This window comes from uncultured Bradyrhizobium sp., from assembly GCF_936943645.1.
In the GTDB taxonomy this organism is placed as follows: domain Bacteria; phylum Pseudomonadota; class Alphaproteobacteria; order Rhizobiales; family Xanthobacteraceae; genus Bradyrhizobium.
In genome coordinates, this window is the sequence record NZ_CAKZJO010000079.1 from 1 (window position 1) to 24790 (window position 24790).

General features: G+C 66.9%; 22 protein-coding genes. 8 read left to right on the forward strand and 14 right to left on the reverse strand.

Annotated elements, in window-relative coordinates; all coding sequences use genetic code 11:
• Positions 1–223: 223 nt before the first annotated feature.
• The 3 genes from Q0743_RS20395 to Q0743_RS20405 all read right to left on the reverse strand — a co-directional run bounded on the left by Q0743_RS20395 (position 224) and on the right by Q0743_RS20405 (position 2382).
• Positions 224–721 (reverse strand): TPM domain-containing protein, encoded by a 498-nt coding sequence (locus Q0743_RS20395; RefSeq protein WP_298243286.1) that lies wholly within the window; start codon positions 719–721, stop codon positions 224–226.
• Positions 722–726: 5 nt separating this feature from the next.
• Positions 727–1641 carry a YgcG family protein gene (locus Q0743_RS20400; RefSeq protein WP_298243287.1) on the reverse strand — a complete coding sequence of 305 codons (915 nt, stop codon included), beginning with the start codon at positions 1639–1641 and terminating at the stop codon, positions 727–729.
• A 132-nt stretch (positions 1642–1773) separates the two neighbouring features.
• The gene (locus tag Q0743_RS20405) at positions 1774–2382 is read right to left on the reverse strand and encodes a LemA family protein (RefSeq protein ID WP_298243288.1); all 609 of its coding nucleotides are present in this window, start codon (positions 2380–2382) and stop codon (positions 1774–1776) included.
• Positions 2383–2546: 164 nt separating this feature from the next.
• On the opposite strand from Q0743_RS20405, the gene Q0743_RS20410 reads away from it, so the two are divergent.
• The 3 genes from Q0743_RS20410 to Q0743_RS20420 are packed head-to-tail and all read left to right on the forward strand — an operon-like array spanning position 2547 to position 5757.
• The gene (locus Q0743_RS20410; protein WP_298243289.1) at positions 2547–3401 is read left to right on the forward strand and encodes an enoyl-CoA hydratase; all 855 of its coding nucleotides are present in this window, start codon (positions 2547–2549) and stop codon (positions 3399–3401) included.
• A 4-nt stretch (positions 3402–3405) separates the two neighbouring features.
• Positions 3406–4545, forward strand: a complete 1140-nt coding sequence (locus tag Q0743_RS20415) for an acyl-CoA dehydrogenase (protein ID WP_298243290.1) — start codon at positions 3406–3408, stop codon at positions 4543–4545.
• Positions 4546–4560: 15 nt separating this feature from the next.
• A complete protein-coding gene (locus Q0743_RS20420; RefSeq protein WP_298243291.1) occupies positions 4561–5757 on the forward strand; it encodes an acyl-CoA dehydrogenase family protein in 1197 nt (398 codons plus the stop codon).
• Between the two features lie 211 nt (positions 5758–5968).
• Here Q0743_RS20420 and Q0743_RS20425 read toward each other — a convergent pair whose 3' ends face one another.
• From Q0743_RS20425 to Q0743_RS20435, 3 genes are all read right to left on the reverse strand, one after another.
• Positions 5969–8293 carry a xanthine dehydrogenase family protein molybdopterin-binding subunit gene (locus tag Q0743_RS20425; protein ID WP_298243292.1) on the reverse strand — a complete coding sequence of 775 codons (2325 nt, stop codon included), beginning with the start codon at positions 8291–8293 and terminating at the stop codon, positions 5969–5971.
• A 130-nt stretch (positions 8294–8423) separates the two neighbouring features.
• Entirely contained in the window at positions 8424–9299 is an 876-nt protein-coding gene (locus Q0743_RS20430) for a dihydrodipicolinate synthase family protein (protein ID WP_298243293.1), read from the reverse strand.
• A 65-nt stretch (positions 9300–9364) separates the two neighbouring features.
• Positions 9365–10330, reverse strand: a complete 966-nt coding sequence (locus tag Q0743_RS20435; protein ID WP_298243294.1) for a VOC family protein — start codon at positions 10328–10330, stop codon at positions 9365–9367.
• Between the two features lie 187 nt (positions 10331–10517).
• On the opposite strand from Q0743_RS20435, the gene Q0743_RS20440 reads away from it, so the two are divergent.
• Together Q0743_RS20440 and Q0743_RS20445 are read left to right on the forward strand one after the other, a co-directional pair.
• A complete protein-coding gene (locus Q0743_RS20440; protein WP_298243295.1) occupies positions 10518–11384 on the forward strand; it encodes a S1C family serine protease in 867 nt (288 codons plus the stop codon).
• Complete coding sequence (locus Q0743_RS20445; RefSeq protein WP_298243296.1) at positions 11381–11752, forward strand: response regulator transcription factor; 372 nt, start codon at positions 11381–11383, stop codon at positions 11750–11752. The genes Q0743_RS20440 and Q0743_RS20445 overlap by 4 nt, the downstream gene beginning before the upstream one ends.
• Here the strand turns inward: Q0743_RS20445 and Q0743_RS20450 are convergent.
• The 4 genes from Q0743_RS20450 to Q0743_RS20465 form a co-directional block, all read right to left on the reverse strand.
• Positions 11747–12817, reverse strand: a complete 1071-nt coding sequence (locus tag Q0743_RS20450; protein ID WP_298243297.1) for a HAMP domain-containing sensor histidine kinase — start codon at positions 12815–12817, stop codon at positions 11747–11749. The genes Q0743_RS20445 and Q0743_RS20450 overlap by 6 nt on opposite strands.
• Positions 12804–13496: a response regulator transcription factor gene (locus Q0743_RS20455; protein ID WP_298243298.1), complete on the reverse strand. Its 693-nt coding sequence runs from the start codon at positions 13494–13496 to the stop codon at positions 12804–12806. Before Q0743_RS20455 ends, Q0743_RS20450 begins: the two co-directional genes overlap by 14 nt.
• A 100-nt stretch (positions 13497–13596) precedes the next feature.
• Entirely contained in the window at positions 13597–14001 is a 405-nt protein-coding gene (locus tag Q0743_RS20460) for a hypothetical protein (protein WP_298243299.1), read from the reverse strand.
• A gap of 267 nt (positions 14002–14268) precedes the next feature.
• A complete protein-coding gene (locus tag Q0743_RS20465) occupies positions 14269–16605 on the reverse strand; it encodes a Tex family protein (RefSeq protein ID WP_298243300.1) in 2337 nt (778 codons plus the stop codon).
• A gap of 1229 nt (positions 16606–17834) precedes the next feature.
• On the opposite strand from Q0743_RS20465, the gene Q0743_RS20470 reads away from it, so the two are divergent.
• Positions 17835–19310, forward strand: a complete 1476-nt coding sequence (locus Q0743_RS20470) for an amidase (protein ID WP_298243301.1) — start codon at positions 17835–17837, stop codon at positions 19308–19310.
• Between the two features lie 110 nt (positions 19311–19420).
• Here Q0743_RS20470 and Q0743_RS20475 read toward each other — a convergent pair whose 3' ends face one another.
• Positions 19421–19741: a hypothetical protein gene (locus Q0743_RS20475; protein WP_298243302.1), complete on the reverse strand. Its 321-nt coding sequence runs from the start codon at positions 19739–19741 to the stop codon at positions 19421–19423.
• Between the two features lie 133 nt (positions 19742–19874).
• Between Q0743_RS20475 and Q0743_RS20480 the strand changes: the two genes are divergently transcribed.
• Both Q0743_RS20480 and Q0743_RS20485 read left to right on the forward strand, forming a co-directional pair.
• Positions 19875–20783: a PaaI family thioesterase gene (locus Q0743_RS20480; RefSeq protein WP_298243303.1), complete on the forward strand. Its 909-nt coding sequence runs from the start codon at positions 19875–19877 to the stop codon at positions 20781–20783.
• 67 nt (positions 20784–20850) lie between these two features.
• The gene (locus Q0743_RS20485; protein ID WP_298243304.1) at positions 20851–21216 is read left to right on the forward strand and encodes a hypothetical protein; all 366 of its coding nucleotides are present in this window, start codon (positions 20851–20853) and stop codon (positions 21214–21216) included.
• Here the strand turns inward: Q0743_RS20485 and poxB are convergent.
• From poxB to Q0743_RS20500, 3 genes are all read right to left on the reverse strand, one after another.
• Positions 21213–22949, reverse strand: coding sequence for a ubiquinone-dependent pyruvate dehydrogenase (gene poxB, locus Q0743_RS20490; RefSeq protein WP_298243305.1), 1737 nt, complete (start codon positions 22947–22949; stop codon positions 21213–21215). The two genes, Q0743_RS20485 and poxB, sit on opposite strands and share 4 nt — an antisense overlap.
• A gap of 108 nt (positions 22950–23057) precedes the next feature.
• Complete coding sequence (locus Q0743_RS20495; RefSeq protein ID WP_298243306.1) at positions 23058–23690, reverse strand: 2-dehydro-3-deoxy-6-phosphogalactonate aldolase; 633 nt, start codon at positions 23688–23690, stop codon at positions 23058–23060.
• 13 nt (positions 23691–23703) lie between these two features.
• Positions 23704–24618, reverse strand: a complete 915-nt coding sequence (locus Q0743_RS20500) for a 2-dehydro-3-deoxygalactonokinase (protein WP_298243307.1) — start codon at positions 24616–24618, stop codon at positions 23704–23706.
• Between the last annotated feature and the right edge of the window lie 172 nt (positions 24619–24790).

Below are 24790 nucleotides of genomic sequence, written 5' to 3' on the forward strand. Positions count from 1 at the left end.
CCGCGCGGGGAGCCTCAAAGCATGAAAGGCCGAGCTGGAGCTCCAGCCGGGCCGTCGCCCTTCGAGGCTCGCCGAAGGGGCGAGCACCTCGGGGTGACGGTGAGAGAGTTGAGTCCGCTGCCTCCACGTCGTCATTGCGAGGAGCCAGCGCAAAATTGCTTTGCAATTTTGTCGCGGGCTCCTCGCAATGACGGCAGAGGCCCCCCCCCCACGTCACACACCGTCACATCACGACGGGCGCATCCGGCAGCTCGTTCGGGTGCGATGCGCCCGGCGGGAAATGCCGCGCCAGCTCGCGCGACACCGCCTCGATGCCGGCGATGACGCCGCGCTCGAACTGGCCCGAGCCGAACTCGGCCTCCATGGCGCGGCAGATGCGCTCCCAACCAGTGGCCCCGACCTTCGCGTCGATGCCGCGATCGGCGATGATCTCGACGTCGCGGTCGGCGAGCAGGAGGTAGATCAGGACGCCGTTATTGTGTGCGGTGTCCCAGATGCGCAGGTGCGAGAACACGTCGAGCGCGCGCGCCCGCGCCGGCTGGTTGCGGAACAGGGGACGGCCGTCGAGCGCGGCCTCGACGACGAAGCGGACCTGGCCGGAATGGGTGGCTTCACCGCGCTTGATCGCCTGCTCGACGCGCGCGAGCACGGCCGGCGGAAAGATCTGCCTCGCCCGCCAATGATGCTGCACCAGATGCCTGGCAATGCGCTTGATGCTCATGACCGCTACCAGCTCCCCGAGGCGCCGCCGCCGCCAAAACTGCCGCCACCGCCACTGAAGCTGCCGCTGTCGCTGCTGCTCGACGAGCCGCTGCTCCAGCCGCCTGAGGAAGAGCCGCTCGACCAGGCGCCGCCGCGCGAGCGGCCCGTGCCCGGCGTGATCGCCGAAAACAGATCGGCGACGAACCCGATGATGAAGCCGAGACCGCCCAGCGCAAGGGCCAATCCGAACGATCCGAGGATGAACCAGGTCAGCGTCGCGATGATGCCCCCTGTCACCAGCGATCCAAGCAGCCGTCCCAGCATGGCGCGGATGGCGCCGCCGATGCCCACCGAGACGAACAGCGTGACGATGAACAGCGGCGCGAGATCGTCGAGACTGCCGAAGTTCACGGTGGGCGACGGAACCGGCAGCGGTTCGCCGTCGATCACCTTGATGATGCGATCGACGCCATCGGCGATGCCGCCGGCGAAATCGCCGCTCCTGAATTTTGGCGTGATGATTTCGTCGATGATCCGCCGTGCGGTGACGTCGGTGAGCGCACCTTCCAGGCCATAGCCGACCTCGATGCGCAAATGACGGTCGTTCTTGGCAACGACGAGGATCGCACCGTCGTCGATCTTCTTGCGGCCGATCTTCCAGGCCTCCGCGACACGGATCGATAACTGCTCGATCGTTTCCGGCTGCGTGGTCGGCACGATCAGAACGGCGATCTGGCTGCCCTTGCGTGTCTCGAAGTCACGCAGCTTTTGCGACAGCGAGGCGACGTCGCTGCTGGAGAGGGTGCCGGTCTGATCGACGACGCGGCCGGTGAGCTCGGGCACGGCGACGTCGGCGGAGGCGGGAAGCGCGAAGAAGAGCGCGAAGGCGAGGACCAGTGCGGCCGCCACCGAGTACGCCCGCCACGCATTCGCTGTCATCGCCCGCGAAGGCGGGCGATCCAGTATTCCAGAGGCCGCCGTGCTTGAACCGAGACGCCGCGGCGTACTGGATTCCCCGCCTGCGGGGGGAATGACAGTGGTGGGTGGGGCGCGCATGGGAGGCGAACGCGGCTACTTCGACGGCGCAGGCGCCGGATTGAAATCCACCTTCGGCGCGGTCGAGATTTCCTTTTCATTCGCCACCGCAAAATTCGGCTTCTCCTTGTAGCCGAACATCATGGCCGTGAGGTTGCTCGGGAACGAGCGGATGGTGACGTTATAGTCCTGCACCGACTTGATGTAGCGGTTGCGCGCCACGGTGATGCGGTTCTCGGTGCCCTCGAGCTGCGACATCAGATCCTTGAACAGAGCGTCGGACTTCAGCTGCGGATAGTTTTCGGTCACCACCAGCAGCCGCGACAGCGCGCTGGAGAGCTCGCCCTGGGCCGCCTGGAACTTCTGGAACGCGGCCGGATCGTTGAGCACCTCGGGCGTTGCCTGGATGCTGCCGACCTTGGCGCGCGCATTGGTGACGCCGAGCAGCACGTCCTTCTCCTGCTGCGCAAAGCCCTTCACCGAGTTGACGAGATTGGGCACGAGGTCGGCGCGGCGCTGGTACTGGTTCACGACCTCGGACCAGTTCGCCTTGATCTGCTCGTCCTCGCTCTGGATCGCGTTGTAGCCGCAATTGGTGAGGCTCAGCGAGGCCAGCGCCGCCAGCACGGTCAGGATCTTGCGCATTAAATTTCTCCCGGTGGAATCCGGCACAAACTACCAGATTGGGCGCGCGAGACGCCAGACTTCTTGGAGGCGCGAAAAACAGCCGACTGACGCAAGCCCCTTGCCTATCTCCGGCCGACATTGTCAACTCGGGCAAAACAACAGGGAACGTCAGGGGAAACGCGATGACCTCGTTCGAGACCATCCTCGTGGAGCGGCCCGCGCCTGACATCACCCGGGTCGTGATGAACCGGCCCGAGGCGCGCAACGCGCAGAACCTGCAAATGACCTACGACCTCAACGCCGCCTTCGACGCGGCGGTGCAGGACGATGCGGTCAAGGTCATCATCCTCGCCGGTAACGGCCCGCATTTCTCCTCCGGCCATGATCTTCGCCCCGGCGGCAAGAACGCGGCCGGCGTCGATTTTCCACCGATCGGAAATTGGGGCGGCTTTGCCGAGCCGAATGCCCATGGCCGCTTCGCGCGCGAACAGGAAATTTATCTCCAGATCACCCGGCGCTGGCGCAACCTCGCCAAGCCGACCATTGCCGAGGTGCACGGCAAGTGCATCGCCGGCGGGCTGATGCTGGCCTGGGCCTGCGACCTCATCGTCGCCAGCGACGATGCGCAATTCTGCGACCCGGTCGTCGCCATGGGCGTCTGCGGCGTCGAATGGTTCGTGCATCCCTGGGAGCTTGGCCCGCGCAAGGCCAAGGAGCTGCTGTTCACCGCCGACAGCTGGAGCGCGCAGGAAGCGCACCAGCTCGGCATGGTCAATCAGGTCGTGCCGCGCGCGGAGCTGTCAACGCGCGTGCTGGAGCTGGCGCGCCGGATCGCGGCAAAGCCGTCCTTCGCGCTGAAGATGACCAAGGAGGCGGTGAACCGCTCGGTCGACGTGATGGGCCAGCCCGCCGCGATCGACCAAGCCTTTGCGCTGCATCAGCTCTGCCACGCCCACAATCTTCAGGAGTTCGGCATGATCGTCGATCCCGCCGGACTGCATCCCTCCGTGCGCAAGCCGCCGGCGGCCGCGGAATAGAACCATGGACCTCACTCTCAGTGACGAGCAAAAGCTGCTGCGCGAGAGCGCGGAGCGTTTCGTGGCCGGCAGCTACAATGCCGATCATCGCCGCAAGATGGCGAACGATCCACTCGGCTTCAGCCCCGCGGTGTGGAAGCAGTTCGCCGAGCTTGGCTGGCTGGCGCTGCCGATCCCCGAGGAATTCGACGGCCTCGGCGGCGGCCCGGTCGAGATCGCCATTTTGATGGAAGCCTTCGGCCGCGGCCTGGTCTCGGAGCCCTATCTCGCAACCGTCGTGCTCGGTGCCGCGCTGATCGACAGATGCGGCAGCACTGCGCAGAAGCAGGCAAGCCTGCCGAAGGTCGCGGACGGCACGTTGAAGCTCGCCTTCGCCCATTCCGAGCGCACTGCCCGGTTCGATCTCGCAAGGGTCACCACGTCAGCGACCAAGACGGCGCAGGGCTGGCGCCTTGCCGGCGGCAAGATCGCGGTACTCGACGGCCACGCCGCCGACGAGATCATCGTCTCCGCAACTCTCCACGACCATCACGGCCCCTCCGGGCGGATCGGCCTGTTCGTGGTGCCGGCAACAGTGCAGGGCCTCGCGATCTCCGACTACGCACGCCTCGGCGGCGGCCGCGCCTGCAACCTTGAACTTTCCGACGTGCATCTGCCTGATGACGCGCTGCTCGGCGACGGCCATGACGCCCTGCCGGCGATCGAATGGGCCGTCGATCGCGCCATGGCCGCGCTGGGAGCGGAAGCCGTCGGCATCATGCAGACGCTGCTCGAGACCACGCTCGACTACACCAAGATCAGAAAGCAGTTCGGCCGGCCGCTCTCCGCCAACCAGGTGATCCGCCACCGCCTCGCCGACATGGCGATGCAGGTCGACGAGGCGCGCTCGATGGCGCTGCGGGCTGCACTGAAGGCCGACAGTCCGCCCACCGAGCGGGCCCGGACCGCGTCGGGCGCGAAAGCCAAGATCGGCAAATGCGCCCGCTTCGTCGGCGAGCAGTCGATCCAGCTTCACGGCGGCATGGGCGTCACCGAGGAGCTTGAGGTCGGCGCCTATTTCAAGCGGCTCGTCGCCTTCGACACGCTGTTTGGTGGCAGCGCGCATCACTATGCCCGCCACGCCGAGCTTGGCCGCAAAGCCTGACACCGGGAGAGCCTCATGGACCTCAATTTCAATGCCGAGGAGCGTGCCTTCCAGAGCGAGGTGCGCGGCTTCATTGCCAAAAATCTCACCGAGGAGATGAAGCGCGCGACGGCGCTGACGCCGTCGGTGTTCTCCGACCCCGACATCGGCATGGCCTGGCAACGCGCGCTGCACGCCAACGGATGGGGCGCGCCGGGCTGGCCGGTCGAGCATGGCGGCCCGGCCTGGACGCCGGCGCAGCGCTGGATCTTCGAGACTGAATGCGCGCGGGCCGGCGTGCCCAATGTCAACGTGATGGGCGTGAAGATGGTTGGGCCCGTCATCATTGGTTTCGGCTCGCCCGAGCAGAAAAACTTCTATCTGCCGCGGATCCTCTCCGGCGAGGATTACTGGTGCCAGGGCTATTCCGAGCCGGGCTCCGGCTCCGATCTCTCCTCGCTGAAGACGCGGGCGGTGCGCGATGGTGACGACTACATCATCAACGGCACCAAGATCTGGACCACGCACGCTCACCATGCCAACCGCATGTTCGCACTGGTGCGCACCAGCGACGGCGAGCGGCAGCAGGACGGCATCAGCTTCATCCTGATCGACATGAAGACGCCGGGCATCACGACGCGCCCGATCCTCACCATCGGCGGCGACCACGAGGTCAACCAGGTGTTCTTCGACGACGTCCGCGTGCCCGTGGCGAACCGCGTCGGCGACGAAGGCAAGGGCTGGACCTACGGCAAATATCTGCTCGAGTTCGAGCGCGGCTCCGGCATCGCGTCGGCCAAGCTCCGCGAAGGGCTGAAGGCGATCTCCGATCTCGCCGAGTCCGATCTGACGGGCCGCGCCATCGACAGCCCCGACATCGCCTCGCGCATCTCCGAGGTCGAGGTCGACATCGACGCGCTGGAGATGACCGAGCTGCGCGTGCTCTCGGCGCTGCAGACGGGGCAAAATCCCGGCGCGGTGTCGTCGATCCTGAAACTGCGCAACAGCGAGATCCGCCAGGCCGTCACGCGCCTCGGCGTCGACGTGATCGGCCACGACGCCCTCGCCGTCGAACCGATGCGCCCGCTCTACAAGCTCAACCACGAGCCGGCCAGCCCAGAGGAGATGCTGACGGTGGTGCCGGAATATCTCAACGGCCGCGCCTACACCATCTTCGGCGGCACCTCGGAGATCCAGCGCGATATCATCGCGAAGATGATGCTGGGGATTTGAGGGCGGGCGCTGGTGTGCCACATACTCGGTGTCGTCCCGGACAAGCGTAAGCGCAGATCCGGGACCCATACTCCGCAGCAATCGTTTTGCGAAGACTCGTAGTTGCCGGCTGCGCGCGACAACCACTCCCTGTGGCTATGGGTCCCGGATCGGCGCGCGCTTGAGGCGCGCTTGTCCGGGACGACAGCGGAGCTTGGAGCGACAAGGAGAGTTAACCCGCCGCCTTCGCATCCCGGATCGCCTGCCAGATCTTCTGCGGCGTCAGGGGCGTATTGAGCTGGGTGATGCCGAGCTCGGCGAGCGCGTCCATCACGCCGTTGGTGACGCAGGGCGGGCCGCCGATGGCGCCGGACTCGCCGCAGCCCTTGGCACCGAGCGGGTTGGTGCGGCAGGGCGCGGTATCGTCCAGGGTCACCACGATCGGCGGCACGTCGTCGGCGCGCGGGATGCAGTAGTCCTGGTAGCTCGCGGTGAGCAGCTGGCCGTCGGCATCGTAGGACACGCCCTCATACAGCGCCTGGCCGATGCCCTGCGCGACGCCGCCATGGATCTGGCCGGTCACCAGCATCGGGTTCACGGCAACGCCGACGTCGTCGACCGTGGTGTAGCGCACGACCTTGGAGACGCCAGTCTCCGGATCGATCTCGACCTCGCAGATATGCGTGCCGTTCGGCCAGCTCGGACCGTCCACCTCGCCTTCGGAATCGACGCTGAGCTTGGCGCCGCCTTCCTTCTCGGCGAGATCGAACAGGCTGATGCGGCGGTCGGTGCCGACCACGGTCAGCATGCCGCCCTGGTATTCGATGTCCTCGACCGAGGTCTCCAGCACGTTCGCCGCCTTCTCGCGCGCCTTCTGGATCAAATCGTTGGAGGAGACCGCCACGGCCGTGCCACCGACGAACAGCGAGCGCGAGCCGACGCTGCCGAAGCCCAGGGCAAGATCGGTGTCGCCCTGGACGACGTCGATCTTGTCCATGGCAATGCCGAGCGTGTCGGAGATCATCTGGGTGTAGGTGGTCTGCAGCCCCTGCCCCATCGCCATGGTGCCGGAATGCAGCACGACGCGGCCTTGCGAAGTCGCTTGCAGCGTGACCTTCTCGGTGTGGGCGCGGCCGCCGGTCCATTCGATATAGGAGGTGAGGCCGCGGCCGTAGAGCAGACCCTTCTTCTTCGCCGCCTTCTTGCGCGCGGCAAAGCCGTCCCAGTCGGCCAGCTTGACGGCGCGATCGAGCATGTGCGCGAAGGCGCCGGAATCGTAAACCTGCCCGGCCGCGTTGGTATAGGGCAGCTGCGCCGGCTTGATGTAGTTGGCTTTGCGGATCGCGCGCGGATCCATGCCGATCTTGCGGGCGGCAGCGTCGAACAGGCGCTCGACGATGAACACGGCTTCAGGCCGGCCCGCGCCGCGATAGGCGCCGACCGGCGCGGTGTGGGTCATCACCGACTGCACCTCGAAATGCACCAGCGGCAGGTCGTAGACGCCGGTCTGCACGAACGGCCCGAGCACCAGCGGGATGATGTTCGCCGCGCCCGAGGAATAGGCGCCGGTGCAGCCGATTGACTTGACGCGATAGGCCAGCACCTTGCCCTTCTCGTCGAGTGCGAAGGAGGCGGTCGAAGTGAGATCGCGGCCATGGGTGCCACCGACGAACTCGTCGGTGCGGTCGCCGCGCCAGCGGATCTTCTTGTTCAGCTTGGTCGCGGCGTAGGCGACGATACCGTCCTCGGGATAGAGGTTGGTCTTCTGGCCAAAGCCGCCGCCGATATCGCCAACCAGCACGCGCACGCTGTCCTTCGGGCGCTTCAGCACGGCTTCCGCCAGCACGTCGCGGGTCGAGGCCGGGGTCTGCGACTGCACATGCAGCAGGAGACGGCCGGTCTTCTCGTCGATCTCGGCAATGGTCGAGCGCGGCTCCATCGCCGACGGCACGAGGCGCTGGCTGACGATGTCGAGCTCGACGGTGTGCGCGGCCCTGGCGAAGGCTTCATCGGCCTTGGCCGCGTCACCGTAAGACATGGCGCCGACGATGTTGTCAGGCGCCTCCGGCCATACCACGGGCGCGCCTGATTTCACGGCCTCGACGGGATCGACCACCGCGGGCTGCACGTCGTATTCGACCACGATCGCCTCCGCCGCGCTCTGCGCTTCGGTGCGCGACGATGCCACGACGGCCGCCACGGCCTCGCCGGCATAGCGCACGACCTCATGGGCGAGCAGCCGGCGTGGCGGCACGGTCATCGGCTTGCCGTCGGGGCGCTTGAAGATGCTCAGGGTCGGGATGCTGCCGATGTCGTCCTTGACGAGGTCCGCCCCGGTGTAGATCGCGGCCACGCCCGGCATCGACGCCGCGGCGCTGGTGTCGATCGAGGTGATCTTCGCATGCGCATGCGGCGAGCGCAGCACGTGCAACCACAGCGCGCCATCGGCCGGCTTGTCGTCGATGAATTGCCCCTTCCCGGTCAGCAGCCGCTGGTCTTCCAAACGCTTGACGGGCTGCCCCGCTCCGAAACGCAAATTGCCGGGAAGAATGTTCATTCCGTGGGATCCTCAGGGTCTTTTCGAAACTGCGGGCAGCCTTTTAGCGGATCGACCACAGGCGTACCAGCCGCGGTTTTAGGCGGGATATCCGCGATTTCGTCATGCCCGGGCTTGACGGCGGAAAGACCTATGCAAGCTCCCGCAGCGCCGCCTCCACCACCTTGCGCGCCTCCGCCGTCAGCGGGGCCTGCGGCGGGATGGGGTCGCCGACGTCGTAGCCCTGGATCGCGAGCCCCGCCTTGATGCAGGCGGCGAGGTTGAAGCGGGCGAAGGCTTCGTTGATGCGCCACAGCCGGCGCTGCAGCGCCATGGCCTCGTCCCAGCGGCCGGCCTTGCCGAGCTCGTAGAGCTTAACACTCTGGCGCGGGATGATGCAGGCCGGGCCCGCCATCCAGCCGAGCCCGCCGATCAGCATCACCGCGGCCGGAATGTGGGCGGAGGCCGAGAACACGCGCAAGGAATCCCCGCAGCGGTTCATGATCGAGAGCAGCCGGCCCGTATTGGTCGAGGCGTCCTTGATGTAGCCGATGCGCGGATGCTCGGCGAGGCGCGCGATGACGTCGAGGGTGAGATCGGAGCGCTGGAATTGCGGATTGGTGTAGATGACGACGGGAATGTCGACGGCGTCCGCAATGGCGCGGAAGTAGGATTCGATCTGGGCATCATTGAGCGGAAAATACGCCTCCAGGATCGCCAGGATGCCGTCGGCCCCGCACTTCTGATAGGCCTTCGCCTGCGCCACCGCATCCGCCGTCGAGGTCGAGGCGACGCCGGCCACGACCGGCACGCGGCCCTTGGCAGCCTCGATCGTGGTCTGCACGACCGCGGTGCGCTGCGCGGCATTGAGATAGGCGAATTCGCCGGTGGAGCCCAGCGGCGTCAGCCCGTGCACGCCGGCGCCGATCAGATCGTCGCAGAGCCTTGCAAGCACGTTCGTTCGCACCGCGCCATCGGCATCGACGGGCGAGACGAGATAGGGAAAGACGCCGTGGAATTCGGTCATGTCGATGAGGACCCCGGAGACGCTGGTTCGCGTCTGAGGGGTCTTAGCAACGCTCGCGCCCGCGATCAAATCCTGAGCAGCCGTACCCGCGTGCCCCAGGGATCGGCGGCCTCCACGCCATTGGCGAGCGCCGTCACCTGCGCGCCGCCCTTGCGCAGGCGCTGTTCCTGGGCGGCGAGGATGTCAGGCTTTTCCGTCACCAGCGAAAACCAGGCCAGGCCCGTCATCTGATCGTCGCGCTGGCCCGCGCCCTGGCTCTGCCACACGTTCATGCCGAGGTGGTGATGATAGCGGCCCGACGACAGGAACGCCGCGCCGTTGCGGCTGCGGGTGGGATCGAGACCGATCGCGCCATGATAAAAGCTTCCGGCCTGCGCGAGATCGCCGACACGCAGATGCATGTGGCCGATGCGCAAGCCCTCCGGCGCGCCGGCATAATCGGGCACGCGCGTATTGGTCAGCGACAGCAGGTCGGGGATGTTGAGCTCGTCAGTCGCCATCTTCACGCTGCCCTCGCTCCACTGCCATTGCGAGGGATCGCGGTCGGCATAGACCTCGATGCCGTTACCCTCGGGGTCGTCGAGATAGACGGATTCGCTGACGAGGTGGTCGGCAAAGCCCGACAGCTTCACGCGGTGTGAGGCAGCGTGCACCAGCCAGCGCGCAAGGTCCTTGCGGGTCGGCATCAGGAACGCGGTGTGATAGAGGCCCGCGGCATTGCGCGGCTCGATCGCCGCATCGGGCCGCGCCTCCAGCACCAGCAACGTGATGCCCGACGTGCCGAGCTTCGCCGCAGTGGCCGAGCGCTCCATCACGGCGAGCCCGATCACGTCGCGATAATAGTCCGCGACGGTGTCGAGGTTCTTGACCCGCAGCGTCACCATGCCGACCCGCATCGGCGTGCGGCTGGCATAGGTCGGCCCGCCGCCCTGCGGCGCGCCCTCGGCTCGCGCCGCAGCCGCGGCGGCCATAGCAAGCGAGGTGGCGCCGGCGAGCTGAAGCAGGGTACGGCGGGTGAGGTCGATGGACATGAGAGCTCGCTGAAATCCGTGAGGCCATAGAGGCGCAATTTCGGGATTGCTACACGTTCCCGTGAGGCACTCCCAATCACATGTTCGTCGGCCGTGGCCCCCCGGGGCGTGGTCAGGTCCTGGCCACCCGGCCAGTTTCGCAATCGCCCGCGACATCCCAGATTGAGGGCAACATCAGGAGCACACCATGACTGATCTCACCGCCCTGTCCTCACTCTCGTCCGCCCTCGCGGACCTCGTGGCGCGCACCGCGCCCGCTGTGGTCTCCGTGCATTCGCATCGCTCGCGCGCGACCGGCTTTGTCTGGAAAAGCGGCCTGATCGTCACCGCCGACGAGGCGCTGGCCGACGAGGGCGAGGTCGAGATCGGCCTGCCCGACGGCAGCAGGGTCGCCGCCGCCATCGTGGGCCGCGACCACACCACCGATATCGCGCTGCTGCGCGCCGACGTCGCGACGGCCCCGGTCAAGCTCGCCGCAACCGTGCCGCCGCTTGGCGCATTGGCGGTCGTGGTCGCCACCAACCGCGAGACGCAGAGCGCTGCGCTCGGGATGGTGTCGGCCTCCGGTAGTGGCTGGCGCTCCCTGCGCGGCGGCGAGATCGATGCGCGGATCGAGCTCGATGTGCGCCTGCGTCCTGCCCAGCAAGGCGGCCTCGCGCTCGATGCATCAGGGCAAGCGTTCGGCATGGCCGTGCTCGGCCCGCGGCGCGTGCTGGTGATCCCGACGGCGACGATCGAGCGCGTCGCGGCGCAGCTCGAGACGCGCGGCCGTATCGCGCGCGGCTATCTCGGCCTCGGGCTGCAGCCGGTGCGGCTCGACGACGGCGTCGGCGCGATGGTGATGAATGTCGACAAGGCCGGGCCCTCGGCTGCGGCCGGCATCCGCCAAGGTGACGTGATCGTAGGGGTCAACGACCAGAAACTCTCCGGCGTGCGCGCACTGTCGCGCTCCCTGGGTCCTTCCAGCGTCGGTACGGTGGTCAACGTCGCGGTGCGCCGCGGCGGCGAACCGGTCAGCTTCAAGGTCACGATCGGCGAGAGGCCGGAGGCGTGAGCGCGGACAACGCACCGGAAATCGTGCTGTCGCTGGAGATCGACGATCCGGCGCTGGCCGATCGCCTGGCGGCCCTGCTCGGCAACGTCGCCGGGCTTCGTCTTGCCAAGCCCGGCGAGCAGGCTGCCGCGACGGTCGTCGCGCGCGATCCGCGCATCATGCCCGAGGACATCGCGCTGACGCAGCGCGAGCTCGACGTGCTGGCGCTGATGGCCGAGGGCGCCTCCAACAAGATGATCGCGCGCCGGCTCGGCATCTCCGTGCACACCGTCAAATTCCACGTCGGCTCGCTGCTCGACAAGCTCGATGCCACCGGCCGCACCGACGCGGTGGCGCATGCGGCCCGCCGCGGCGTGATCGAGCTATGACGACGCGGGGAAGCTGAGCTCGATCGTCAGGCCGGGCGCGTTGTCGCGCAGCGTGATCTCCGCGCCGTGAAGGCGCGCGACTGCGGCGACGAGGCTGAGGCCGAGCCCATTGCCCGGCGTGTAACGGCTCTGCTCGAGCCGGTAGAAGCGCCTGAAGACGTAATCATGCTGATCGGCGGCGATGCCCGGACCGTCGTCCGCGATGGCGATCACCGCACTGTCGCCGGAATGGCGGCAGCTCACCGTGACCTTTCCGCCGGGGCGACCGTGCTTGATCGCGTTGTCGACGAGATTGGCGATGGCATCGAACAGCAGGTCGCGATCGCCTGTGATCGCCACCTGGCGGTCCCCGGCGAGGCTGAGGCGGGTCGCGACCTCTTCGGCGGCGGCGTCGTAGAGTTCGACCACCTCGCCGGCGATTTCAGTCAGGTTCAGCGCGCGGAAGGCGCCGGTGCGGGCACGGGTCTCGATCTCGGAGATCCGCGTGATGGAGGCGAACATGCCGAGCACGGCGTCGAGATCGGCGATGGTGTCGCCGATCAGCGCGGCATCGGCCTCGCTGTTGCGCGGCGCGTGATAGGCCTTCTCGAGGCGGCCGCGCATCCGCGTCAGCGGCGTGCGCAGATCGTGGGCGACGTTGTCGCTGACCTGCTTGACCTCGCCCATCAGCGTCTCAATGCGGTCGAGCATCTGGTTGAGGTTCTCGGCGACGCGGTCCCACTCGTCGTTGCTGCCGCGCAAGGGAATGCGCTGGTCGAGGCCGGACAGCATGATGGCGCGGCTGGTGGCGTTGATCTCCTCGATCCGCCCCACCGTGCGTCGCGTCACCAGCACGGCGGCGAGGCCCGCGAGCACCAGCAGCAGCACGGCGACGGCGGCCATCGCAAGCTCGATCATTCCGATGAAGTCGTCATGGTCGACGGCGTGGCCGATCCGGCCCTCCACATAGGCCAGCGTACCGAAATAGACATAGGCCATGATCGCCGCAACGATCAGCCCGAAGGCCGCGATCGCGAGCAGCGCGAGGCGAAAGGTCGAGGAGCGGAGCGTCTTAGCCAGGAGCACGGAGGCAATATCCGATGCCGCGGATGGTGTGGATCAACGGATAGGCCTGGGCATCGTCGACCTTGCGGCGGACACGCCCGACATAGACGTCGATGATGTTGGTGGAGGGATCGAAATGCAGGTCCCAGACGTGCTGGAGCAGCATCGCGCGGGAGACGACGCGGCCCTCGTTGCGAACGAGATATTCGAGCAATTGAAACTCGCGCGGCAACAGCGGGATCTTGCGGCCCCGGCGGCTGGCGTTGCGCGCGATCAGGTCGATGGCGAGATCGCCGACCCGCAGCAGAGTCTCCTTGGCGATGGTCTCGCTGCGGCGGCCGAGCGCCTCCAGGCGCGCCAGCAGCTCGGTGAAGGAAAACGGCTTGACCAGATAGTCGTCGCCGCCGGCACGCAGGCCGCGCACGCGGTCGTCGACCTCGCCGAGCGCAGAAATGATCAGGAACGGCGCGGCGACGCCCTCCTCGCGCAATTGCCGCATCACGCTGATGCCGTCGATGTCGGGCAGCATGCGGTCGATCGTGATCACGGCATAGTCGCGCGCGGCGCCGTGGCTGAGCGCTTCACGCCCCGTGGCTGCGAGATCGACGTCGTAGCCGGAGGTCGTCAATTCCTCGACGAGCTGGCCTGCGGTTTCCGGATCGTCCTCGACGACCAGGATGCGACGGTGACCTCCGGTCATGCAAAACTCCGCGCGACGATCGCCACCAGACTATCCCGTTCCGGGGCTGGACGGAACTGTCCGGCGGCGACCGCGACAATGGTACGGTACGGCGATGCGTCTACCAATAGTCTCCGCACACATTGACCCATTGCCATCCATAGGGCGTCCAGCTCCTGCGCCAGCAGCCGTCGTTGTAGCCGGCGTAGAAATAAGGCGCGCCGAACACGGCGAAACGGCGGAAATGGTGATGATGGAAGCCGTGATGGCCGTGCCAGCCGGAGCCGGCAAAGCGCGGCCCGATCGCGGCATGGGCGAAGCGGGCCCCGCCGAAGGCGGGACCGCCGACATGGGCGAAGCGCGCGCCGCCCATCCCGCCGGCATGCATGCCGCCACCGAAATGGCCACCGCCGCCGAAATGGCCGCCGCCGCCATGACCCCCGCCACGGGCGAGCACAGGTGAAGCGAGCGCCATCGTCGCTGCGAGCGTGGCCGCGGCGACGCCCTTGAGAAGCCTGTTGTTCATCGAAGCATCCTCCTCGTGCGGCGGTCGTCCCGCCGCGCAGGGAGGATCAGATGAGAGGGACGCACCTTCAACTTACAAACACGCCAGATTCTGACGCGGGTGTCAGGGAGCCCCGACTCTCTCCCCGTCATTGCGAGGAGCCCTTGCGACGAAGCAATCCAGACTGTCTCCGCGGAGGGATTCTGGATTGCTTCGCTACGCTCGCAATGACGTGGACAGAGTTTGATCAGGCCCCCTCCCCGCTCTGCTGCGGGGAGAGGTGAAAGACTACACCCGCTTCCCGCCGCTCTTCTCCGCGGCGCGCCGCAGCGCTTCGGCAAGAGCGCCGCCGCCACCGGAGGATTCCTGCTTGCGCGGGGCCGACGAGGTCATGCGGGCCGGGTTGCGCTGATTGTTGTCGCGCTGCATGCCGGGGGCGTCCTTCTTGGCCCCGACCTCGTCATCGAGGCGCAGCGTCAGCGAGATGCGTTTGCGCGCGACCTCGAAGTCCAGCACCTTCACCTTGACGATGTCGCCGGGCTTCACCACCTCGCGCGGGTCCTTGATGTAGTTCCTGGACATCGCCGAGATGTGCACGAGGCCGTCCTGGTGCACGCCGATGTCGACGAAGGCGCCGAAGGCGGCGACGTTGGTCACGGTGCCCTCGAGGATCATGCCTTTCTTGAGATGCTTGATCTCCTCGACGCCCTCCATGAACACGGCGGCCTTGAACGCAGGGCGCGGGTCGCGGCCGGGCTTTTCCAATTCCTTCAGGATGTCGGTGACGGTCGGCAGACCGAAGGTCTCGTCGACGAAATCCTTCGGCTTCAAGGTGCGCACGATCTCGCTGGAGCCGATCAGCGCCTTGATGTCGCTCTTGGTCGCCGCGAGGATGCGACGCACCACCGGATAGGCCTCCGGATGCACGCCGGACGCATCGAGCGGGTCCTCGCCGCCGAGGATGCGCAAAAAGCCCGCGCATTGCTCGAACGCCTTCGGACCCAGGCGCGGCACGTCCTTCAGCGCCTTGCGCGACTTGAACGGGCCGTTGGCGTCGCGGTGCGCGACGATGCTCTGCGCCAAACCCGAGCCGACGCCCGACACGCGCGCGAGCAGCGGTGCCGAGGCGGTGTTGACGTCGACGCCGACCGCGTTCACGCAATCTTCGACCACGGCATCGAGCGATTTGGCGAGCTTGGCCTGGCCGAGGTCATGCTGGTACTGGCCGACGCCGATCGCCTTGGGCTCGATCTTGACGAGCTCGGCGAGCGGATCCTGCAGGCGGCGGGCGATCGAGACCGCGCCGCGCAGGGTGACGTCGAGGCCCGGCAACTCCTCCGAGGCGAAGGCCGAGGCCGAATAGACCGATGCGCCGGCTTCCGACACCACGATCTTGGACATCTTCAGCTCCGCGAGGCCCTTGACCAGCTCGGTCGCGAGCTTGTCGGTCTCGCGCGAGGCAGTGCCGTTGCCGATCGCGATCAGCTCGACCTTGTGCTTCATCGCGAGGCGGCCGAGCGTCGCAAGCGACTCGTTCCACTGCCGCTGCGGCTCGTGCGGATAGATCGCGGTGGTATCGACCACCTTGCCGGTGGCGTCGATCACGGCGACCTTGACGCCGGTGCGGTAGCCGGGGTCGAGGCCCATGGTGACGCGGGTGCCGGCCGGCGCCGCCAGCAGGAGATCGCGCAGGTTGGAGGCGAACACGCGCACCGCCTCGGTCTCGGCGGCATTCCACAGCCGCATGCGCAGATCGATGTTGAGATGCACCTGGATCTTGGTGCGCCAGGCCCAGCGCACGGTGTCGATCAGCCAGCGGTCGCCGGCGCGCTTGAGGTCGGCGATGCCGAATCGCTTCATGATCTTCAGCTCATAGGCGCCCGGCACGCCGGCAGGCGGCGCCTCCTCGGCCTGGATCTGCAGGTCGAGAATCTCTTCCTTCTCGCCGCGGAACATCGCCAAGATTCTATGCGAGGGCAGCTTGGTCAGCGGCTCCGAGAAATCGAAATAGTCGGCGAATTTCTCGCCCTCGGTCTTCTTGCCGTCGCGCACCTTGGAGGCCATGCGCGCATTGGTCCACACGTCCTCGCGCAGTGCACCGATCAGATCGGCGTCCTCGTCGAAGCGCTCGACCAGGATGGCGCGGGCGCCGTCGAGCGCAGCAGCGGCGTCAGTGACACCCTTCTCGGCGTTGACGAAACCTTCGGCCACCACCTTCGGATCGTTGCCGGGCTCGGCCATCAGCTGGTTGGCGAGCGGCTCGAGACCGGCCTCCCTGGCGACTTCCGCCTTGGTGCGGCGCTTCGGCTTGAACGGCAGGTAGATGTCTTCCAGGCGCGCCTTGCTGTCGGCGGCCATGATCGAGGCCTCCAGCGCGGCATCGAGCTTGCCCTGCTCGCGGACTGATTCGAGGATGGCCTTGCGGCGGTCTTCCAGTTCGCGCAGGTAGACCAGGCGCTCCTCCAGGGTGCGCAATTGCGCGTCGTCGAGCGCACCGGTCGCTTCCTTGCGGTAGCGCGCGATGAAGGGAACCGTGGCGCCGCCGTCGAGCAGCGTTACCGCCGCCTCGACCTGCTCCGAGCGAACCCCAAGCTCCTGCGCAATCTTCTGGTTGATGTTTGCCACGCGAGATTCCCTTTATCCAAGCTTCCCGCGCGGCAGCGAACTACCGGCCACGGGACGCCGCTTATGGACCAACCAAGGTTGATTCATCAAGGTGCGGCGCGCAACCGTCGACAGAGGATTTTTTTGTCGAACCGATGCGATCCCGCCACAATCGTGGGGATGGCCAGCGGATTTTGTGTTCGGGTCGGCCATGATACCAGCTCCGTCATCCTGAGGCGCGAGGCGTGCGATGCGAAAGCAGCGCATGCTGAGCCTCGAAGGATGTACGGCCGAGATGCGGCGGGGCCGCTCATCCTTCGAGGCTCGCCCAGCAGCGCGTTGCGCCGCAGGGCTCGCACCTCAGGATGACGGTGATAAACATGCGCCGCGATATCGTCTGTCACTTCGATCACCAGACACGCCTTCTCCTTCTCGCGGCTTGTTTCGCCCGAGTCTTGCTGTCTTTTTCACGCCCTGAAAACGAAAGGGCGCAGGGAAGGCCGGGTGCCGGCTGGCACCCGCAAGACTCCCGTGCAAGACTGATGCACACGCAAAGCACAGGAGCGCTACAGGGCAGCCGCAACATCCGGCCTTCCCTGCGCGATGTTTGACGGCCTATGGCGCGCTCTCCCCGGAGACGAATTCCTGCTTGCCTCCGTCACCTCGCGAATTGACGGCGCGCCTCGCCCGGTTGGGCTTGGCGCACCTCCGCAAGGCTTGGCTGTAGCAACGACAGCCAGGACCACGCGATTTGGCCGTACGCACCAGCGCCGCTCGTCCGCACGAAGGCTGGACCTCACGGGGTTCATCCCGCCCTGCTCCCGCCTCTCGTGCACGACGCCACCTGCGTCCACCGCTCCCCGATCCGCGGCTCGTTGCGACGTACGACCGCCCCTTCGCCGGATCAGGATGGGCGACACATACGCCGAAACCGAATTTCGGTAAAGTGGAATATCTTTGCGAACGTCGATTGACCCAGCGCTGGCGTGTTTTGCCCGTCGGGCAACGCAAGGGGTTGTGGCAAGCCTCGTAGCCTTGTAGCCCGGGTGAACGGAAGCGGCACCCGGGATCGGTTCGGCAGGAACGAAGGTCCTCTATATCGCTCCGCTCATCCGGCCTACAATCGAAACATCCGGGGCGGCCTCGCGACCCCTCCGCCCCGCGCAACCCTGCCCCTCGTGCCGGCTCAGTTGATTCAGGCGGCCCCTTGCGAAAAAGGTGGCGCCACTCTTCGAGGGGATCTGGATCTTATGACTTTGCCGATGAGCTGGACTGAATGGGCGCAGCACGATGGCGTCGCGCTGGCGGGACGCGTCCGCAAGGGCGAGCTGACGGCGAAGGAGCTGGCGCGCCAGGCCGCCGCCGGCGTCGCCAAGGTCAATCCGGCTCTTTCGGGCGTGGTCGAGCTGTTCGAGGACGTGATCGCCGATCCCGCCAAGGACGGCGCCAATCTCGCAGGTCCCTTTGCCGGCCTGCCCTTCCTGATGAAGGACCTCGGGCCGACCATGAAGGGCCGGCTGCAGGAGATGGGCTCGCTGCTGATGCGCGGCAATCGCGCCGCGGCCGATACCTTCCTCACCGGCAAGTTCCGCCAGGCCGGCCTCAATCTGATCGGACGCACCACGACGCCGGAATTCGGCGTGTGCTCTTCAGCCGACAATCCCGCCGTCTACGTCACCCGCAATCCCTGGAATACCGATTACACCACCTGCGGCTCGTCGGCGGGCAGCGCCGCGATGGTTGCGGCCGGCGTGGTGCCGATCGCGCATGCCACCGACGGCGGCGGCTCGATCCGCATTCCCGCCGGCGTCAACGGCAATATCGGATTGAAGGTCTCGCGCGGCGTGTTCTCGCTGGCGCCGCACATGTCCGATCTCACCGGCCTCGTCTCGATCCAGGGCTGCCAGTCGCGCTCGGTGCGCGACACCGCCGCCTTCGTCGATCATGCCCGCGGGCCGGCACCCGGCGAGTTCATGCCGTTCTGGACCACGGCGCAGCCTTATTCTGAAATGATCAAGCGCGATCCGGGCAAGCTGCGCATCGCATTGTCCCACACCTGGGGCGACTACACGGCGACGCCTGAGCTCGCAGCCGAGCTGGAGAAGACCGGCCGCTTCCTCGAAGGCCTCGGCCATCACGTCGACTACGCGCTGCCGGAGCTGGATTTCCGCGCCGCCTTCGCGGCACAGACGATGTGCTACATCTCGAACTTCGCCGTGGTGATCTCGAACATGCTCGCCGCGCGCGGGCTCACGAGCCCGCCGGAAGACCTGATCGAGCCCATGAACATCCGGATCTGGGAAGCCGGCCGCCACACGACATTCGCCGAGCGCGCGAAGATGCAGGGCGTGTTCAACACCACCTCGCGCGGCTTCGGCAGCTTCTTCGAGCAATGGGACGTGATCCTGACCCCGATCACCGCGCTGCCGACGCCGAAGGTCGGCACCAAGGAATATCTCACCATCTCCGACAATCCTGATGTGCTCGACTGGTTCGGCAATCTCTGGCGCTTCTTCGCCTTCACGCCGCTCGCCAATCTCTGCGGCATGCCGGCGATCTCGATGCCGATGGCAGCCCAAGACCACGGCCTGCCGCTCGGCATCCAGGCCATCGCCAAGCAGGCCAATGACGGCCTGCTGCTGCAGCTCGCCGCCCAGATCGAGCGCGCGCTCGACGGCAAGTGGAACGGCGGCAAGACCGCGAAGGTGCACGTGACCAAGGGATAAGCGGACTACTTTCCGTAGCCCGGATGGAGCGCAGCGCAACCCGGGGAGCGGCGACAGAGATTCCCGGATTACGCTGCGCTCCATCCGGGCTACACACTCGCATACGGCTGTCAGTTCTTCACCGCCGGGATGTCCTCCGCCGGCGGTTGCTGCTGGCCCTGCTGGTACATCGCCAGCGCCTTGTCGAGGGCTTCGCGCAAGGCCAGCGCGGCGGCGACGCTGCAGCGCAGATGCGCGGTCTGGACCACGTCGACCCTGACGGCGGCACCGACCGGCATCAGCAGGTTCGCGGCGAGCTCGATCTGGATCGCGCCGTTGTGATGACCGAAGCAGGACGCGCCGTCGAAATAGATGATCGGCGCCCGCTCCGAGCTGGAGCTCGAAATGATCACGGGCCCCTGATTGGCGGCGGGCGTTTGGGGGTCGGCCATGGGCACTCCTTGCTTCATCGACGTACGAAGCACCCACCATCGGTGCTTTGGCTCGCGCTGTCGAGGCCAAACCGGACTCGCAGGGCCCATCATGGGTTTTGCGCGGCGCCCGACACTGGTCTAGAACCTTCCCATGAGCACCATAACGACCACGCTGCCGTTCGAGGAACTCGCCGAGGCGATCAAGGGCCGTCGCTCCGATTACGGCCATATCAGCGGGCTCCAGCTCGACCGCTTCGCGCCCGCCGAGGCCTGGTCCAGCCTGCCCTACCGCCCCGTGTTCGTCGGAGACACCGAGACCGGCGTGCTGCATGGCGGCGTCGTCACGGCGATGCTGGACGAAAGCTGCGGCATGGCGGTGCAGCTTGCGCTCGACGGCACGCGCGCGATCGCGACCCTCGACCTGCGCATCGACTACCAGAAGCCGGCAACGCCGGGCCTCGACATCAAGGCGCATTCGGTCTGCTACCGTACCACACGATCGATCGCCTTCGTGCGCTCCACCGCCTATCAGGAGTCCGAGGACGATCCGGTCGCGACTGCGACCGCCTGCTTCATGATCGGCGCCAACCGCACCAACATGCTGGCCGACCGAAGGATGGATGCGCGCAGTATCCCGGTGCTGGAGGCGCCGGAGGATCCGGATGGCCCCTTCGCGCGCAGCCCGTTCGCGCGTGCGCTCGGCATCCGCGTCAACGACGACGGCACCTTGACGATGCCGTTCTCGCCGCAAATCATCGGCAACCCGATCCTGCCCGCGATCCACGGCGGCATGACCGGCGCCTTTCTCGAGACCACGGCCGTCATCGGCGTCGCGCGCGAGCTCGGCACCGCCGCGCCGCCGAAGCCGATCGGGCTGACCGTCAACTATTTGCGCTCCGGCCGCGCGCTCGACACGTTCGCCAACGTCTCGATCGTGAAGCAGGGCCGGCGCATCGTCGCCTTCGAGGCGCGCGCCTGGCAGGACGATGCGGACAGGCCGATCGCCACCGCCTTCGGCCATTTCATGCTGCGCCCGACGCCGGGAAGTGACGAGGAATAGGCGCATTTTGACTTGACGGCCGCGGCTCCGGCCACAACGATAGCGCGTCCCCGCGAGAGGTATTGGATTGCGGCATCCGCTCGACATCGTCGCCATGTTCGCCGCGCTGTGGCTGCTGGCCTCGATGATGCTCGACGCGTTGACGCCGAAGGAGCTGAACGCGGTCATGATCGCGGTGGCGATCGGCCCTGCGATCGTCATCACCGCCGTGTTCTACTACCTGCGCTGCCCGCGAACCGACTTCGCGGTGATCTTCGCGGCGCTCTGGCTGATCTCGGACATCGCCATCGCCTTCGTCTCGCCGACGGGCCTGCCGCATTTCCTGATTGCGCTCGGCTTCGTGCCCGCCCTGCTGATCGGCAGCGTGCTGCACTGGCAGCGCTTCCAGCGCCGCCACGAGCGACTGCCGGCCCCTTCCGTCAAACGAAGCTAGCGCGGCAAGAGATTCGTCTTGGCGAGGTCCAGCACCTCGTCGCCGCGGCCGTTCATCACTGCGCGCAACACCCAGAGGCTGAAGCCCTTGACCTGCTCGGCCGTGATGGTCGGCGGCATCGACAGCTCCTGCTTGGCGGTGACGACGTCGAGCAGCGCCGGACCGTCGTGCGCCAGCATCTCCTTCACCGCCCCGGGGAGCTCACCGGGATCCTCGACGCGCCTGGCGAAGATGCCCATCGCGCGCGCCATCGCGGCAAAGTCCGGGTTCTTCAGGTCGACATTGGTGTCGACGAAGCCCGCCGCCTTCATCTCCAGCGCGACGAAGCCGAGCACGCCGTTGTTGAAGACGACCACCTTCACCGGCAGCCTCTCCTGCGTCAGCGTGATGAGGTCCCCCATCAGCATGGTGAAGCCGCCGTCGCCGGAGAGCGAGATCACCTGCCGGCCGGGCTGCGCGGCCTGCGCGCCGATCGCCTGCGGCATCGCGTTGGCCATCGAGCCATGCACGAAGGAGCCGATCAGCCGGCGGCGGCCGTTCATGCCGAGATAGCGCGCGGCCCACACCGTCGGCGTGCCGACATCGGCGGTGAAGACCGCATCGTCACTCGCGTGGTCACTGATGACTTTAGCGAGATATTGCGGATGGATCGGTTTGCTGCCGGGTGTACCCTTGGCCAGCGAGTCCAGGCCCTCGCGCGCCTTCCTGTAATGCGCGACGGCATCCTCGAGATGCTTGCGCGACGTCTTCGCTTTCAGGAGCGGCAGCAGCGCCTCGATGGTCAGCTTGACGTCGCCGACGAGGCCGAGATCGATCTTGGCGCGCCGTCCGAGATTTTCGGGGCGGATGTCGATCTGTGCGATCCTGGCATCGACAGGAAAGAACTGCTTGTAGGGAAAGTCGGTGCCGAGCATCACCAGCGTGTCGCAGGCGTGCATGGCGGCATAGCCCGAGGAGAAGCCGATGAAGCCGGTCATGCCGACGTCGTAAGGGTTGTCGTATTCGACATGCTCCTTGCCGCCGAGCGCATGCACGATCGGGCTCTTCAGCGCCTCGGCGAGCTGCATCAGGGGCGCATGCGCGCCGGCGCAGCCGCGGCCGCAGAACAGGGTGACGCGCTCGGCGCCGTTGAGGAGATCGGCCAGCGCCTGCAGCTCATCGGCCTGCGGCACAACCTTCGGCGCCGCCAATTTGAGGCCGCGCGTCGTCGACAAGGCGCGCTTGGGCGGGCTGCGGAAGGCGACATCGCCGGGCATCGCGACGACAGCGACACCGCGCAGGCCTACTGCCGCGCGGATCGCGTTCTCCAGCACGAAAGGAAGCTGGCTGGGGTCGGAGACCAGCTCGCAATAATGGCTGCATTCGCGGAACAGGTTTTGCGGATGCGTCTCCTGGAAATAGCCGCCGCCGATCTCGGCGGTCGGGATCTGCGCCGCGATCGCCAGCACGGGGACGCGGCTGCGATGGGCGTCGAACAAGCCGTTGATCAGATGCAGATTGCCGGGACCGCAGGAGCCCGCGCATACCGCAAGGCTGCCGGTCATCTCGGCTTCGCCGGCGGCGGCGAAGGCGGCGACCTCCTCGTGGCGGACATGGATCCATTCGATCGTGCCGCGGCGGCGCAACGCCTCGGTCAGTGCGTTCAGGCTGTCGCCGACGATGCCGTAGATGCGCTTGACGCCGGCCTGTTCGAGCGTTTCCACGAACAGATCGGCCACGTTGTTGATCGCCATGTCGGTCTCCTGATGCGCCGCTCACACTACATGATGCGTCGATATCGGCATCGCGGCAATATGAGGCACAATAGCCGATGAGGCGTTCACGGCTTGTTTATGACCGGCTCAGTCTTTCGCAATCGCCCGATCGTAGGCCGTTATCGTCGCCTTCGCGCGCGCTGCGACATCGGCCGCGCTCATGCCGGGCTTGTAGAGGCTGGAGCCGAGCCCGAACGCGGTGACGCCGCCCTTGATGTACTCGGCAAAGTTCTGGTCGGAGACGCCACCGACGGCGGCGATCATCACGCCCGCCGGCAGCACGGCGCGGATCGCGGCAATGCCGGAGGCGCCGAGCACGCTCGCGGGAAAGAATTTCAGGCCCGATGCGCCGGAGCGCGCGGCGAGCAGCGCCTCGGTCGGCGAGAACACGCCGGGCAACGTCACCATGGCGTATTGGTGCGCGCGCACGAGCACCTGCGTATCCACGTTCGGCGACACCATCAGCCTGCCACCGACGTCGTTGAGGCGGTCGACATCCGCCGTGGCCAGCACGGTGCCGGCGCCGATCAGCACGCTTGACGGCGCGAGCTTCACGGCCGTCGCGATGGAGCGAAACGGATCGGGCGAATTCAGGGGAATCTCGATCGCGGTCATGCCGGCCTCGATCAGGACGCCGACGATGGCCTCGGTCTCCTCGGGCTTGACGCCGCGCAGGATCGCGACCAGCGGGCGCTTCATCGGTGGAAAGGGAACGCTCATCGCAAAGATCCTTCTACTTCGTCCAGATCGCGGCAGCCGCCATCGAAAGGCCGCGGCGGACGGCTTCATCCGCATCGATAGGCTGCACCGTGATCGACACCGCGTCGAAGGCGTGACGATACAGCGCCGCGAGCCGGCCCGAGGCGATCAGCGTGACGCCTGCCTGCGGTACGCTGCCGGAAAGGCCGGCCGCGAGCTCCACGCCGATCAACGTGCCCGACAGCGTCTCGCGCGCCGCCGCCGGCGTGCCGCCGAACAGCAGCTGGCGCGAGCGCGCCGTGAACAGGAGATTGGCGGCAAAGGCCGGCGCGGCATAAGCGGCCCGCACCGCGGCCTGGAAGCTCGCGACATCCTCGGCCGCGTCGGCGCCCGCGACCGCGAACGACAAAATGGTCTCGCGCGAGACCACGCTGAACAGCTCGCCGGTCATGAAGGTGGAGAAGCGCTCGACGATGCCGCTCTTCACCCGCACCCATTTCGAATGGGTGCCGGGCATGCAGACCAGCGCCTCGCCGGCGGCCTTCAGGCCGAGCGCGCCGAGCAGCTGCGTCTCCTCGCCGCGCATGACATCCGGCGCGCGTTCGTCGCGCTGCGCGATGCCGGGCAGGATGCGGATGTCGCGCGCCTCGCCGGGCACACGCACGGCCTGTTTCAGGACGGCCGCGAGCGGCGCCGGCGTGTCGACGTAGCCGGCCTCGATCCAGCCGGTCTTGGCGCCGGCCATGCCGCAGACGAGAACCGGCAGATGATCCGGCGCGTCGACCGCCGCAAGGTGCGATTGCAGCACGGCGGGAAAGCCGGTCTTCGCCGCCGCCAGCATGCCCTCATCGCTGCGGCGCTCGGCCAGCACCTTCCCGGCGCGATCGACCAGCCACAGGCGAAAGCTGGAGGTGCCCCAGTCCACCGCGACATAAGCGGGTTCGGTCATTCGAAACTGTCCTCGTCTCACGGCTGGGATGCCGTCTCGCGACAATGAGACGACCTCTCGCGGGTCTGTGCCGAGATACCGGCTATTGTGCGGGCAAACCAGCCCTTTCTCATCGATTTGAAGCCGTGCCGCGCTGGCACAGCGCTTGCCGAAGCGCTGGCACAGCGCTTGC

Excerpts from the sequence above, each read along its gene's own strand:
- Q0743_RS20460 (WP_298243299.1), bottom strand. The coding sequence starts at position 14,001 with ATGAACAACAGGCTTCTCAAGGGCGTCGCCGCGGCCACGCTCGCAGCG.
- poxB (WP_298243305.1), bottom strand. The coding sequence starts at position 22,949 with ATGGCGATCAACAACGTGGCCGATCTGTTCGTGGAAACGCTCGAACAG.
- Q0743_RS20495 (WP_298243306.1), bottom strand. The coding sequence starts at position 23,690 with ATGAGCGTTCCCTTTCCACCGATGAAGCGCCCGCTGGTCGCGATCCTG.
- Q0743_RS20470 (WP_298243301.1), top strand. The coding sequence starts at position 17,835 with ATGACTTTGCCGATGAGCTGGACTGAATGGGCGCAGCACGATGGCGTC.
- Q0743_RS20410 (WP_298243289.1), top strand. The coding sequence starts at position 2,547 with ATGACCTCGTTCGAGACCATCCTCGTGGAGCGGCCCGCGCCTGACATC.
- Q0743_RS20455 (WP_298243298.1), bottom strand. The coding sequence starts at position 13,496 with ATGACCGGAGGTCACCGTCGCATCCTGGTCGTCGAGGACGATCCGGAA.
- Q0743_RS20415 (WP_298243290.1), top strand. The coding sequence starts at position 3,406 with ATGGACCTCACTCTCAGTGACGAGCAAAAGCTGCTGCGCGAGAGCGCG.
- Q0743_RS20400 (WP_298243287.1), bottom strand. The coding sequence starts at position 1,641 with ATGACAGCGAATGCGTGGCGGGCGTACTCGGTGGCGGCCGCACTGGTC.
- Q0743_RS20405 (WP_298243288.1), bottom strand. The coding sequence starts at position 2,382 with ATGCGCAAGATCCTGACCGTGCTGGCGGCGCTGGCCTCGCTGAGCCTC.
- Q0743_RS20430 (WP_298243293.1), bottom strand. The coding sequence starts at position 9,299 with ATGACCGAATTCCACGGCGTCTTTCCCTATCTCGTCTCGCCCGTCGAT.
- Q0743_RS20435 (WP_298243294.1), bottom strand. The coding sequence starts at position 10,330 with ATGTCCATCGACCTCACCCGCCGTACCCTGCTTCAGCTCGCCGGCGCC.
- Q0743_RS20425 (WP_298243292.1), bottom strand. The coding sequence starts at position 8,293 with ATGAACATTCTTCCCGGCAATTTGCGTTTCGGAGCGGGGCAGCCCGTC.
- Q0743_RS20395 (WP_298243286.1), bottom strand. The coding sequence starts at position 721 with ATGAGCATCAAGCGCATTGCCAGGCATCTGGTGCAGCATCATTGGCGG.
- Q0743_RS20420 (WP_298243291.1), top strand. The coding sequence starts at position 4,561 with ATGGACCTCAATTTCAATGCCGAGGAGCGTGCCTTCCAGAGCGAGGTG.
- Q0743_RS20440 (WP_298243295.1), top strand. The coding sequence starts at position 10,518 with ATGACTGATCTCACCGCCCTGTCCTCACTCTCGTCCGCCCTCGCGGAC.
- Q0743_RS20480 (WP_298243303.1), top strand. The coding sequence starts at position 19,875 with ATGAGCACCATAACGACCACGCTGCCGTTCGAGGAACTCGCCGAGGCG.
- Q0743_RS20500 (WP_298243307.1), bottom strand. The coding sequence starts at position 24,618 with ATGACCGAACCCGCTTATGTCGCGGTGGACTGGGGCACCTCCAGCTTT.
- Q0743_RS20475 (WP_298243302.1), bottom strand. The coding sequence starts at position 19,741 with ATGGCCGACCCCCAAACGCCCGCCGCCAATCAGGGGCCCGTGATCATT.